The sequence below is a fragment of the uncultured Ruegeria sp. genome, from assembly GCF_947489545.1.
Taxonomy (GTDB): domain Bacteria; phylum Pseudomonadota; class Alphaproteobacteria; order Rhodobacterales; family Rhodobacteraceae; genus Ruegeria.
Window position 1 is genome coordinate 337,552 of the sequence record NZ_CANLDZ010000002.1, and the last position, 12,893, is coordinate 350,444.

Below are 12,893 nucleotides of genomic sequence, written 5' to 3' on the forward strand. Positions count from 1 at the left end.
GCCGGGGGCAAAGCGGCGAATGGTCCGAACTCTTAGGCTCACACTCCGGAGATCCGTTCGATGCGTTACATGATGACCTACGACATGATGGAAGCCACGCGCAATACCAACCAGTGGCTTGGCGCCACGGCAAGTGCGATGGCCTCTTACCCATTGTTTTCCATGGTTCCGAACCCCGCGTTCAGCTTGGTGGCGGCCTGGGGCGAGGTGACCGAACGTACTTTTCAGCGCATGGTCGTGAAGCCCGATTGGGGTATCCGGACCTTTACCTGCGAAGATGGCAAAGATCATCTGGTCGAAGTAACCACGGTGTTGGAGCGCCCATTCGGCGATCTGGTTCACTTCCGGGTTAACGGTCGCGAAGAGCAAGCCCGCAAAGTCCTTTTGGTTGCGCCTATGTCGGGGCACTATGCCACGCTGCTGCGCTCGACAGTCAAAAGCCTGTTGGTCAACTGCGAAGTTTACATCACCGATTGGCATAACGCGCGCGATATTCCTGTGTCTGCAGGTAAGTTCGATGTCGAGGACTATACCCTATATCTTGTAGATTTTATGAAAGAACTTGGACCGGACACGCATGTTGTCGCGGTGTGCCAGCCTGCACCTTTGACATTAGCCGCGACAGCCTACCTGGCCGAGGTTGAACCCAAGGCCCAACCCAGCACATTGACCCTGATTGGTGGCCCGGTTGACCCGGACGCAACGCCGACGGATGTAACCGATTTCGGCCGACGCGTCACCATGGGGCAGTTGGAAGAAACGATGATTCAGCGCGTCGGTTTTAAATACAAAGGCGTCGGGCGTATGGTGTATCCCGGCTTGCTGCAACTGGCGTCGTTCATGTCCATGAATGCCGATCGCCATTCCAAGGCATTCACAGATCAGATCCAACGGGTTGCGCGGGACGAAGCATCGGACCAGGACGCACACAACCGGTTCTATGACGAATACCTGGCGGTCATGGACATGACGGCTGAGTTTTATCTGTCGACGGTCGAACGTGTCTTCAAAAACCGCGAGATCGCCCGCAACGAATTTGTCGTCGCCGGGCACAAAGTGGACATCGGAAAGATCACTGATGTTGCTGTGAAGTCCGTTGAAGGTGCGAATGACGACATTTCGGCACCTGGCCAGTGTATTGCCGCGCTGGATCTGTGCACCGGCTTGCCAGACAGCAAAAAAGCCAGCCATGTTGAACCCGGTGCGGGCCACTATGGTATCTTTGCGGGGCGCAGTTGGCGTGACAACATTCGACCTCTGGTGATCGATTTCATGAACCAGAACAGCCGCAAACCACGCCGGCGCGCTGCGAACCGCAACAAGGTGGCCTAAAACCAATGGGTAAAAGCGAAAACTCGGATCTCGCCTTTGCCTGTAGCTGTGGTTCTGTACAAGGCCATATCAAGCCAGACGGGATAAAATCGGGCACGCATGCCGAGTGCTTTTGTACCGATTGCCGTGCCGCCCAACTGTATTTTGACCAACCAGACCCCTCTCCGGGACCCGTTGAGATATTGCAGACTTCACCCGAAGCGATCGAATTCCATCAGGGCGCCGAAAACCTGGCTGTGATGCAGTTAAGCCCAAAGGGAATGTACCGCTGGTACGCGACATGCTGTAACACGCCGGTAGCGAACACGTTCAAAACGCCCAAGTTCCCGTTTGTCGGTGTGATTGTGGACCGCATTGCAGAGCCATCGGCGCTTGGCCCAGTGATATCACGTGGCTCTGTGCCTCAGCCGGATGGAACGCAAAAGCACGAGAATATTGGGGCCGCTATTTATCGGCTTTTCAAACGCGCTGCCAAATCACGGTTGACCGCAGCATGGAAAAACACACCGTTCTTCAATGCCGAGACCGGTGAACCAGTTGCAACGCCTGCGGTCATCAGCAAAAGCGAACGCGACGCGCTTTACCCGTAATCCGGCCGGCAGGGAACACTCAGCCAATTCCGCAATGCGTCTATCACAACATTCGGTGTTTCAAGCGTTGGCAAATGTCCTGCATTTTCGATGGTTTGCAAGACAGCACCCGGAATCAGATCAGCCATAAAGGCGTGTTTGCGAACCGGTGTCAGCGTATCATGTGAACCGCACAATATCAGCGTGGGAACTTTGATCCGCCTCAGGGTTCCCTGCTGATCCGGACGCCGTTGTAGGGCCCGCATCTGGCGAACGAACAATTCCGGCCCCAGGTCCATCGCCATTGAAAGCAGATTGTTCAGGATCGGAATCCTCTGCGGCCCCGGGGCCAGAGTATCCGACCCGACAACGCGCCGCATAGCTTCCTCAAGCCGACCGGACCGTGCGGCGACGATCAGATCCTCGCGACCGGCGGCGATTTGCGGTGTATCGGCCTGCGCATCGGTCGCCATAAGACACAGTCGAGAGACGCGTTCGGGCGCACGACGGATAAGCTCCAGCGCCACAACTCCGCCCATGCTTAAGCCAGCCAACGCAAACCGATGCGGCAATTGATCCAGCAAGCCCGAGGCTATTTCTTCGATACGCTCACCCGAAGATATCGGCGCCACCGTGACGGCACGGTCCCGCGACATCACATCGATCTGAGGCCGAAACAATCGCGCGTCACACATTAAACCAGGCAAAAACACCAGCGGCTCGATCACGCGGGGCCTCCATCAGCTCGGTTATCCGGGTCTTTCCGTTTCCCCCAAGGATGAAAGTTTTGCCGTGGGCGGGCAAGGGAAACTTCACGGATAAGCGATGGACCGCAAGGTCGGAAAATCGCTATATCGTGCTTGCCGGGTCGGCAGGTTTTCATTCGGTTCTGCGCCCGGTCGCAACAGGCATCCCCGAGGCGCAATATAGCTGTCGATTCTACGGATCGGATTGGGTCGCCACACCAGATTGAACGCACAAAGCTTGGGGAAAAACCATATCTCGGAATAGTCGAGATGGTCGTGCATCCACCACGCCAGATCCCGCCAATCCCGTCCGTTTGCATATTGATCCGCAAACCACGGGATCACCACGGACGCGCCAGCAATCTGTGCATCCCCTTCCCCACGGTCCCAGATATGGCATTCCAGCGGGTTGTCGTTGCGGGCGCAGTTCAGCTTGTTCTCATTGCCGAACTGGTTCAACGAAGGAGAGCGATATCCCGAGCGCACCGCAACACGACCAAATGTTTCCTCAAGCGGATCAAGAAGGGTCTCGCAAAAGGCGCGGCCCGTTGCGATGGCCAGATCGGGGTTGTCAGGGATGTTCTGTTTCTCATGAAAACTTCCGATCTCGGAGTACAGAAAATCGCGCATGAAGAAGTGCCGGGACAGCCGCACACGACCTAAGGTCTCAAGGCTCCACATGCTGCCCGGCTTGCGCATGATCAGTGCCCATTCCAGCGAAACGCGCCATCCGGTCCCAGGGCCGAGAATGGGTTATAAGCCACCTCCCAGATCGTGCCGCACGGGGCGCGAAAATACCCATGATGCCCACCCCAAAACACGTCGGAGGCTTGTTTCAGAACCTCGGCCCCAGCCGCCTGGGCGCGGGTCAACAGCTGTGCAACGTCTTCTTTGGATCGACAATTGTAGCTGAGCGTCAATGCCCCCTGGCCCAGCGTACCAACATCAACACCAATCTCATCTGCCAAGGCCGAAATCGGGTACAGCCCCAAGGTTTGACCGATCAGGTCATAGGCAATGACCCCGTCCGGGCTATCAACCCGTTTCCAGCCCAATGCTTCATAGAATCGGGCCGCGGTTTCGGGGTCTTCTACGCCGACAGTAATAAGGCTGACACGTTGTTCCATGGGTTGGTTCCTTTGATCTCACTCTAAAGGTTTCGGCCGGACCATGCATCGACTTCGAGACTGTGCTGAAGACAAGAACCGGAATCAAGCGCCTGAAGTCTCACCGTTGAGATTTGAAACTTTGGATTACTTCCCTAAATTCAGTTCTCTTACTACGCGAAATCCATGACTATCGTTGCGCCATTCCGGGCGAGTCTTCCTCCGCATAGCGGGCCTCAACCCATCAATCCCCGTTGCGTAACTTCCACCTTTCAAGACACGCCAACAGTTATTGGTACCGGGTTGGAGATTCAGGTATTCGCTGTCACTGGCAAGCCCCAGGTGCGTTTCCGACCAGCATGACTGCGTAATCTCCTGCACGTTCCCGGACATGTGACGAAGGCCCCAGGAGTTCGCGGCATCCAATTCTTCAACCCGAACGGACATATCGCGATCAGCAAGGCCGGGCGGCCTTACTCCAAGCGTGGTCTCTGTGGCATCACCGGAAAAATTCGCCTGCTCTGCGGTTATGTCATTGCCCTGGGCATACCTTGTCTGCGCTCCGGCCTTGGCGGAATACTCCCATTCTGCCTCAGTCGGCAGGCGATACACGTCATCACCGACCAAGGAATTTAGCCAACTCAGGTATTCCTGCGCATCCTCGAAAGACACGTTGATGACAGGATGATCAGGCCCCAAGAGCACATATCCGCCGAGCCGAAGAATCCGATGCTCTGGATTGTGTGTACACCTTTCGGCATTCACGCATCGCATCCATTCGGCATGGGTCACCTCGTTTCGTCCCATGGCAAACGGGATGTCAATTTCGACCTCGTGACGAGGATGTTCGTGCGGGATGATGTGAATATCATCCGGCGCCCTTCGCGTCTTAGTTGCATTTTCGCCGTAAAAGTCGAACGGGTCTCGAGACTCTTCCTGTGTCGCACCCATCATGAAAGAACCTAATGGCATGACGATCATCTCAGGGCATTGTTCGCATTCCTGAAACTGCTCTAACGGCGCAACTGTTTGTCCATTTTTCAAACTGTACAGCTTACTTTCTTCCGCAATCAGCAAGCCAGGCGCAAGACACGTGAGCCAGAGCAAACAAGCTGATACCAATTCAGTTACCGAGTTTACCTCTATGAATTGTTTTATCTTTTTATTTTTGTGGTCGCTCAAATTCATCTCTGTTCCATCTTGGAAGGTGTCACTGGTGGTCTGCTTCACGCCAACTCGGCGTGAATGCAAAAAAATTCAAGCGCAACGCAGCTTATTCAGACGGCTCAACACCCAGTGCTTGAAGCCAGTCCAGAATGCCAGCAACTGCGATGTCGGTTTGGTTTGGTGACATCAGGCGTCCGGCGATCACATGCGCATGCGGATCATCCCCTGGCCCCATTGTCACCAGTTTGACCGTTGCGGAGGCGCCCCAGTTTTCGGCGATCTGATGGGTCCGTTCGGGCCGCACGACCTGATCATCGTCCGAGAACCAGAACAGCGCCGGGACCGAAACATCCGAGAAATCCAATGCATAGACCGTCTGCACCAGTGCGGTCATGGGGACAACCGAAACCCACGGGTAGACGGACGACCAATACTTGTTTTTCTCGGGGTTGGGGCCAGACACATCCCGTGTTTGCCCCATGAGGATAGGCAACCAGTTTCTGGCCCAGGGCAGACCAGGTATCCAAGACCCCGGTGCATTGACCCCGAAATTCGGCGACACAAAGACCATTCCAAAGACATCCTTGCTCAGGTCTGGATCGAGCACTGCTGCTGCCGCCAATGTGCCGCCAGTCGAAGTCGACATGACGATGACTTTCTCGCCTACAGCACGTGCGGCGGCCAGACCTTCGGCGGTGTCCTGCATCCAGCCCGAGGCCGTCGCCTGCCCCATCGCGTCGCCGCTGCGCCCGTGACCCTGAAGGCGGGTGTAGACCAGATTTGCGCCCAACGCATCGGCGACCAAGTCTGGAACCGGGCGAATTTCTTCCGAGCTTGCAGAAAATCCGTGAATATACAGCACGGAATATGGCGTGCGCTGCTCTTTGAACCCGTCCTGCCAGATGACCCGCTTTTCAACGCCCGGCACGATATCGTCATGGGCAGATTCCGAACTTTCGAAATAGACCTGAACGCCTTCGCCAAACTTGCCCGTGTCAAAGCGCGGGTGCAGGGTGACGTCTTCACGAGGGCCAAACCAGTAGACCAGCCCACCGACAACAAACAGCGCCAGCAAAAAGCGCCCCAGAAACCAACCTACGCGCTGCATTCGTCTTCTCCTATTACGTCGAGTATCGCGTCTTCAATCAGACCCAAGCAGGGTCCGTCCGAGAATCGATGATCCGCGTCTTTAACCAATAGCAATCGCATATCCGGACCGCTCGCGCGCTCCAAAAGACGCACCGCAGTTTCTGTGGACACGGCCGTATCCGCTGTGCCCTGCAGAAAGCGAACCGGAAATGGCAGGGCAAGCGGCGATCGAAGGACAAGGTTCTGTCGCCCATCCTCAATCATCCGCTTGGTGATCACGTAAGGTTCCATATAGTCCGACGGCAATTCCACATGGCCGACCACGTCCAATGCGGCCTTTTGGTCTGCGTTGAAGGACGCCCAATATCCATCTTCGGTGAAATCTGGCGCGGCGGCGATTGTGACCATCCCAGCAATCCGTTCGGGCATGGCGCGCGCCAGCAACAGCGCCTGCCATCCACCCATGGAAGATCCGACCACGATCAGGGGGCCTTGTGTCAGGGAAGAAATTGCAGCGACGGTGTCCTGATGCCAATCGCCGATGCAGCCATCTGTGAATTCGGCGGAACTTTCGCCGTGACCCGAATAGTCGAACCGCAGATATCCTTGTCCACGCGCTTTCGCCCAAGCCTCAAGATACACGGCCTTTGTACCTTCTTTGTCGGATTTGAGCCCGGACAGGAACACGATTGTCGGCCCCCGCCCCTCGGTCATGTCATAGGCGATCTGTCGCCCTTGATCGGTTGTCAGAAGTCGGCTCATCATTCCGGCCTTTGTTGTTGATTTTCGCCAGCCTAGCCCGCCCAACGGATGAGTGGAAACCGGAATTCAATAATTTTTAGGTGACCATATTGTCACGTGACTATAGAATCACGTATAAGCCTTTCATGGACATTTTATTCAAAGCCCTCAATGACCCGGCGCGCCGCGAAATCCTTGACCGGTTGCGGCAGAAGGACGGACAATCCCTGTCTCAGCTCGAAGAGCATTTCGACATGACCCGTTTTGGCGTCATGAAGCACCTTAAACTGCTGGAGGAAGCGGGTCTTGTCCTGACCCGCAGGCAGGGCCGTTTCAAGCATCACTACCTTAACCCCTTGCCCCTGCAGGAGATGGTGGATCGCTGGGTTGCACCCTTTCTGCAACCTCAAGCCCGCGCGTTCAGCGCGATGAAACTCAAATTGGAAATGGAGACACGAATGGGAAAACCGGATTTCATGATGCAGACCTTTATTCGCTGCACGCAGGATGCCTTGTGGGACGCTCTGACCACGCCGGAACAAATGGCTGCCTACCACTTTTTGTGTAACGAAGTACGAGGCCAGGTGTCGCCCGGTGAAACCGTGCATTTCATCACGCCGGACGGAAATGAAATGCTGCGGCAGGTGACCCAAAAGCTGGATCCAAAATCCCGAATAGAAATGGGATTTGAACCGATGTTCATGGGCCCAGACGCCCCGTCTTCGCAAATGGTCTATCTAATCGAACCACAAGGCGATGTCTGCAAACTGACCATCGAGCACTATAACCTTGCCGAAGGCCAGGAAGGTTTTGCTGAAGGCTGGGCGCGACTGGCTGCGTCTCTCAAAACCTGGCTGGAAACGGGCTCAGCCCTGAAGGAGGCTGTGTGATGACCGATTTTCCCACTGAATTAGGCGTTCTTACCTGTCTCATGCTGTTGGCGGTCTCGATGTGGATACCCTACGTTGTTGGCATTTCTTCCGACCCCTCGGAAGAAGAGGCTTTTGCCCGACCCGCGCAGATCTCGAACCTGCGCCCCTGGGTGCAGCGCGCGCATCGGGCCCAGCTGAACCTGCTGGAACAAGCCATGCCGTTCGCTGTTTTGGTGTTGATCGTTAACGCATTGGACGGGTTTTCCACGCTGACCTACTGGACTGCGATCCTGTTTTTCTGGATTCGCGTCCTGCACGCGGCCGGCATGATTAGCGGGATCGCCCGCATGCCGATCCGGCCGATATTGTTCACGGTTGGCTGGGTCTGCTGCCTGATCATGGGCTACGCCGTTTTTGCTGCGGCCTGACAACTTTTGGAAAATGCCACGCGATCACGAATTGAGTGGCGTTTTCTGACCGACCTCCCTTACCAGTTGACATCATGCCCATCGGGCGGCAAATAGCCCAGACACATATACCCGCAACCGGGCGTTCAGTGGGCGCCAAACCGACGAGGAGAGCCGATATGGCCCTGGACTCACAGTCAGTCTCCCTTACTTTCCCCGATGGCAATTCCCGATCCTATGACGCAGGCGTCACGCCCGCGCAGGTCGCTGCCGATATCTCGACCTCATTGGCTAAAAAGGCCATCTCGGCCACGGTCAATGGCCAGCACTGGGACCTGCAATGGCCCATCAAGTCTGATGCGCAGATCGCCCTTCACACCATGAAAGACGAAGAGCAGGCGAACGAGCTGGTGCGCCACGATCTAGCGCACATTATGGCCCGCGCCGTGCAAGAAATCTGGCCCGATACCAAGGTCACCATCGGCCCCGTTATCGAAAACGGCTGGTACTATGACTTTGACCGTGCTGAACCGTTTACGCCCGAAGATCTCGGCCTCATCGAGAAAAAGATGAAGGAGATCATCAATAAGCGGGACGCTGTGCGGACCGAGGTCTGGGACCGCGATCGAGCGATCCAGTTCTACACGGACAATAACGAGCCCTATAAGGTCGAATTGATCGAGGCCATCCCCGGCGATGAGCCGCTGCGCATGTATTGGCACGGCGACTGGCAGGACCTGTGCCGCGGCCCGCATTTGCAGCACACTGGGCAGGTCCCGGGTGACGCGTTCAAACTGATGTCCATCGCCGGAGCCTATTGGCGCGGCGACAGCGACCGCGCGATGCTGCAGCGTATCTATGGTGTGGCCTTTACCGGCAAAGAAAAACTCAAGGCCCACCTGCATATGCTGGAAGAGGCCGCCAAGCGCGATCACCGCAAGTTGGGCAAGGAAATGGACCTGTTCCACATGCAGGAAGAGGCCCCTGGCCAGGTGTTCTGGCACCCCAATGGCTGGACCGTCTACACCGAGTTACAGGACTACATGCGCCGCAAACAGCGCGCCGGTGGCTATCGTGAGATCAACACGCCTCAGGTCGTGGACCGCAAGCTATGGGAAGCCTCTGGCCACTGGGATAAATACCAAGAGCACATGTTCATCGTCGAAGTCGAAGAGGAACATGCCAAGGAAAAGGCGGTAAACGCGCTTAAGCCGATGAACTGCCCGTGCCACGTTCAGATATTCAATCAGGGCCTGAAATCGTATCGTGACCTGCCCCTGCGTTTGGCCGAGTTCGGATCATGCTCGCGCTATGAACCATCTGGCGCGCTGCACGGCATCATGCGCGTACGCGGCTTCACGCAGGACGACGGGCACATCTTCTGCACCGAAGATCAGATTCAGGACGAATGCGCCAAGTTCATCAACTACCTTGCGGATGTCTATTCGGATCTGGGCTTTGACAATTTCGAGATCAAATTCGCCACCCGTCCGGAAAAACGCGTTGGCAGCGACGAAAGCTGGGATCATGTCGAGGGCGCACTTGAATCTGCCATCAAGGCAACCGGACGCGAATTCACGCTGGAACCCGGGGATGGAGCGTTCTACGGGCCCAAACTGGACTTCTACCTGACCGACGCCATTGGTCGGGTTTGGCAGTGTGGCACTTTCCAGGTCGACCCAAACCTGCCCGAGCGGTTGGGTGCGACCTATATCGCCGCCGATGGCAGCAAACAGCGTCCTTACATGTTGCACCGCGCCTGCCTGGGCTCATTCGAGCGCTTCGTTGGCATCATGATCGAAGAACATGCGGGTAAGCTGCCGTTTTGGCTGGCGCCGCGTCAGGTCGTGGTGGCTTCGATCACGTCTGACGCAGACAACTACGTGAACGAAGTCGTTGCCCAGCTGCAAGCCGCAGGCGTGCGGGCCGAAGCGGATATTCGCAACGAAAAGATCAACTACAAAGTCCGGGAACATTCCGTGGGCAAAGTTCCCGTCATACTGGCCATTGGTCACCGCGAAGTCGACGAGCGTACGGTCAGCGTACGCCGCCTGGGCGAAAAACAAACGCAGGTTCAACCGCTTGAGGCTGTAACAAAAGAGCTGGCACAGGCGGCAGCCCCGCCGGATCGGCTGTAACATTCGGCAGCAAATCGCCAAAAATCCGGCCCCGCCTTAGGGGCCGGATTGAAACAATTAACAATTTTCAATTCAAAAACAATTTGTTAACCTGCAAGAGCGCATGACGTTCTTTGACGGGGTTGTGAGACACGGGCTCGTGAATTTAACTGTGCCGTACATGCCATTACCTTTGTCACTGTCACAAGCAGACATACGCAGTCATTAAGAGGATTACCGAGATGTCGAACACCGCAAAAACCCTGGTCATCGCAAGCGCCGTCGCCGCAGCCGTTTCGGGCGCCGCCACCACAGCATCTGCACAAGCCAAAGAGAAATGCTATGGCGTTTCGCTGGCCGGTCAGAACGACTGTGCAGCAGGCCCCGGCACCACCTGCGCCGGCACCTCGACCGTTGATTACCAGGGCAACGCATGGACTCTGGTTGATGCTGGCACCTGTGCGGATATCGAACTGCCTGCCGAAGCAAACGGCACCGCACGCAAGGGTTCGCTGGAAGCACTGGACCGCGATCTGCCGGCATAAGTTTCGGCCAGACAAGTTTTGGGGGCGGGCCGTTTCGCCCGCCCCTTTATTTGTGATCAAGGAACTGACAAATGCTGGACAATGCACTCAGGTCAAACCGTCTGCCCGCAGCACCAGGCGTTGGATACAAGCCGCAGCACTTTGCTCAGATTCTTGAACACGCTAAGCCTGTCGAGTGGCTTGAGATTCACGCAGAAAACTACATGGGTGATGGCGGTCGGCCTTTGGCACAACTGCGCCATCTGTCAGAGCAATTCCCAATCTCGGTTCACGGCGTTGGTCTGTCCATTGGCAGCGAAGGACCGCTGGATGCCGATCATCTGGCCCGGCTGAAGCATCTGGTAAGTTGGCTGAACCCCGCCAGCTTTTCCGAACATCTGGCTTGGTCCACGCATGACAGCCATTTCCTGAACGACCTTCTGCCCCTGCCATACACGGACGCAACGTTGGCCAGTATCTGCGACCACATTGATCAGGTGCAGGAAACGGTCGGACGGCAGATGCTGCTTGAAAACCCCTCAAGCTATCTGGCCTTTGAGGAAAGCACCTGGTCCGAGCCCGATTTCTTGCGGGAGATTGCGCGGCGCACCGGATGCGGTCTGTTGCTAGATGTGAACAACGTATTTGTATCGGCCACCAATCTGGACTTCTCGCCGCAAGGCTATATCGACGCCTACCCGTTGGATAAGGTCGGCGAAATCCACCTTGGCGGGCACGACGAGGATGAAGACGACCACGGACACCCTCTGCTGATTGACAGCCATGGGCGCGAAGTTGTGGACCCGGTCTGGGCTCTTCTGGACTATGTCCTTGACCGCTCAGGCCCAAAACCGGTTCTGGTCGAATGGGATACGGATGTCCCCGATTGGCCCGTGCTCCGAGAAGAGGCCGTGCGTGCGCAAACGGCGTTGGAGCGGATACCGGCATGAGCGTGTCCCAAACGGAATTTCAAGCGGCCTTGCTGGACGCACAGGTCCCTGTTCCTAGTGGTCTGACGGATGCTGTGGAACAACCTGCCGGTCGACGTTTCAGCGTGTACCGTAACAACGTGGCCGTGTCCCTGACCGAAGCGATGCATCAGGCGTTTCCTGTCATCACCAAGTTGCTCGGTAAGCAGAACATGGATGGTCTTGCGGGGATCTTCCTGCGTCAGCACCCGCCGTCATCTCCGCTGATGATGTTTTACGGTGAAGAATTTCCAAATTTTCTGGCCGATATGCCCCAGCTGTCACATCTGGGGTACCTGCCGGATATCGCCCGGTTAGAACTGGCGTTGCGGCGGTCCTACCATGCAGCCGACAGCCAAGCTGCACCAGAGGATGCACTTGCCGTGTCGCCCGATGCGGTCATGCAAGCACGGCTGACCTTTGCCCCATCGATGCTGATTGTTCGCTCGAACTGGCCGATTTTCGCGATCTGGCGGTTCAACACCGAAGCAGGCGCGCCAAAACCCGATGCCCAGGCCGAAGATGTTCTGATCACACGGCTTGAATACGACCCGATCCCGCAAACCCTGCCATCCGGTGGTGCGACCTGGATTGAGCGCCTTCAAAATGGCGAGACAATAGGCGGCGCGTTTGAACAAACCGCTGTAGAAACACCCGATTTTGACCTTGGCACCACTTTGGCACTGCTTTTGCAGGGCGGTGCAATAACTTCTGTGACTATCGAAAGGCTGGAGACATGACTGCCCTGATCTCACTTCACAATAACGTTCTGGGAAAGGTGGACCACGCGTCCAACTGGCTTATCCCAACACTTGCACGGCTGGTGTTTGTCGCCGTTTTGCTGGTCTACTACTGGAATTCGGCAATGCTGAAGATCGACGGTTCGATCTTTTCCCCTTCTGCCGGTGCATTTGGTCAGATTTTTCCAAAAGCTGCCGAGGCAGTGCTGTACGATGTTTCGCAGATGACCTTGTTCCAGCGTATTGTCATCTTCTTTGGCACCGTTGCGGAATTCGTCCTGCCCGCCCTATTGCTGGTTGGGTTGCTGACCCGCTTGGCCGCGTTGGGTATGATCGGGTTTATTTGGGTGCAGACCTTGGTTGATGTGAATGGTCACAATGTTGCGCTTGGTGGCCTTTTCGACAATGCAATTACGCTTATGGATCAGCGCGTGATGTGGACGTTTCTGATGTTGGTCATCGTCATCAATGGCGCGGGCCCATTGTCGTTAGACAAAATCCTGCGCCTGAAATGA

General features: G+C 56.2%; 15 protein-coding genes. 9 read left to right on the forward strand and 6 right to left on the reverse strand.

All coding sequences use genetic code 11. The features are described 5' to 3' along the window. Window positions 1–60 precede the first annotated feature (60 nt). Together phaZ and Q1B13_RS04365 are read left to right on the forward strand one after the other, a co-directional pair. Entirely contained in the window at window positions 61–1,332 is a 1,272-nt protein-coding gene (gene phaZ, locus Q1B13_RS04360; protein WP_299076343.1) for a polyhydroxyalkanoate depolymerase, read from the forward strand. 5 nt (window positions 1,333–1,337) lie between these two features. After that, entirely contained in the window at window positions 1,338–1,922 is a 585-nt protein-coding gene (locus Q1B13_RS04365) for a DUF6151 family protein (protein ID WP_299076347.1), read from the forward strand. Here Q1B13_RS04365 and Q1B13_RS04370 read toward each other — a convergent pair. The 6 genes from Q1B13_RS04370 to Q1B13_RS04395 all read right to left on the reverse strand — a co-directional run bounded on the left by Q1B13_RS04370 (window position 1,913) and on the right by Q1B13_RS04395 (window position 6,771). Beyond that, entirely contained in the window at window positions 1,913–2,629 is a 717-nt protein-coding gene (locus Q1B13_RS04370) for an alpha/beta fold hydrolase (protein ID WP_299076350.1), read from the reverse strand. The genes Q1B13_RS04365 and Q1B13_RS04370 overlap by 10 nt on opposite strands. A gap of 84 nt (window positions 2,630–2,713) precedes the next feature. Continuing rightward, window positions 2,714–3,328 carry a hypothetical protein gene (locus tag Q1B13_RS04375; RefSeq protein WP_299076656.1) on the reverse strand — a complete coding sequence of 205 codons (615 nt, stop codon included), beginning with the start codon at window positions 3,326–3,328 and terminating at the stop codon, window positions 2,714–2,716. Window positions 3,329–3,348: 20 nt separating this feature from the next. Continuing rightward, window positions 3,349–3,774, reverse strand: a complete 426-nt coding sequence (locus Q1B13_RS04380; protein ID WP_299076353.1) for a VOC family protein — start codon at window positions 3,772–3,774, stop codon at window positions 3,349–3,351. A gap of 126 nt (window positions 3,775–3,900) precedes the next feature. Further along, the gene (locus tag Q1B13_RS04385) at window positions 3,901–4,983 is read right to left on the reverse strand and encodes a formylglycine-generating enzyme family protein (RefSeq protein ID WP_299076356.1); all 1,083 of its coding nucleotides are present in this window, start codon (window positions 4,981–4,983) and stop codon (window positions 3,901–3,903) included. 43 nt (window positions 4,984–5,026) lie between these two features. Next, entirely contained in the window at window positions 5,027–6,028 is a 1,002-nt protein-coding gene (locus Q1B13_RS04390) for an alpha/beta fold hydrolase (protein ID WP_299076358.1), read from the reverse strand. Continuing rightward, window positions 6,016–6,771 (reverse strand): alpha/beta hydrolase, encoded by a 756-nt coding sequence (locus Q1B13_RS04395; RefSeq protein ID WP_299076361.1) that lies wholly within the window; start codon window positions 6,769–6,771, stop codon window positions 6,016–6,018. The genes Q1B13_RS04390 and Q1B13_RS04395 overlap by 13 nt, the downstream gene beginning before the upstream one ends. A gap of 125 nt (window positions 6,772–6,896) precedes the next feature. On the opposite strand from Q1B13_RS04395, the gene Q1B13_RS04400 reads away from it, so the two are divergent. The 7 genes from Q1B13_RS04400 to Q1B13_RS04430 all read left to right on the forward strand — a co-directional run bounded on the left by Q1B13_RS04400 (window position 6,897) and on the right by Q1B13_RS04430 (window position 12,893). Continuing rightward, complete coding sequence (locus tag Q1B13_RS04400; protein ID WP_298936695.1) at window positions 6,897–7,640, forward strand: metalloregulator ArsR/SmtB family transcription factor; 744 nt, start codon at window positions 6,897–6,899, stop codon at window positions 7,638–7,640. Beyond that, complete coding sequence (locus Q1B13_RS04405; RefSeq protein WP_298936696.1) at window positions 7,640–8,050, forward strand: MAPEG family protein; 411 nt, start codon at window positions 7,640–7,642, stop codon at window positions 8,048–8,050. The genes Q1B13_RS04400 and Q1B13_RS04405 overlap by 1 nt, the downstream gene beginning before the upstream one ends. A gap of 158 nt (window positions 8,051–8,208) precedes the next feature. Next, window positions 8,209–10,167 carry a threonine--tRNA ligase gene (gene thrS / locus Q1B13_RS04410; protein WP_299076364.1) on the forward strand — a complete coding sequence of 653 codons (1,959 nt, stop codon included), beginning with the start codon at window positions 8,209–8,211 and terminating at the stop codon, window positions 10,165–10,167. Window positions 10,168–10,388: 221 nt separating this feature from the next. Next, a complete protein-coding gene (locus Q1B13_RS04415; RefSeq protein ID WP_120633216.1) occupies window positions 10,389–10,691 on the forward strand; it encodes a DUF2282 domain-containing protein in 303 nt (100 codons plus the stop codon). Window positions 10,692–10,762: 71 nt separating this feature from the next. After that, complete coding sequence (locus Q1B13_RS04420; protein ID WP_299076367.1) at window positions 10,763–11,620, forward strand: DUF692 domain-containing protein; 858 nt, start codon at window positions 10,763–10,765, stop codon at window positions 11,618–11,620. After that, entirely contained in the window at window positions 11,617–12,378 is a 762-nt protein-coding gene (locus tag Q1B13_RS04425; RefSeq protein WP_299076369.1) for a DNA-binding domain-containing protein, read from the forward strand. The genes Q1B13_RS04420 and Q1B13_RS04425 overlap by 4 nt, the downstream gene beginning before the upstream one ends. Further along, window positions 12,375–12,893 (forward strand): DoxX family membrane protein, encoded by a 519-nt coding sequence (locus Q1B13_RS04430; protein ID WP_299076372.1) that lies wholly within the window; start codon window positions 12,375–12,377, stop codon window positions 12,891–12,893. The genes Q1B13_RS04425 and Q1B13_RS04430 overlap by 4 nt, the downstream gene beginning before the upstream one ends.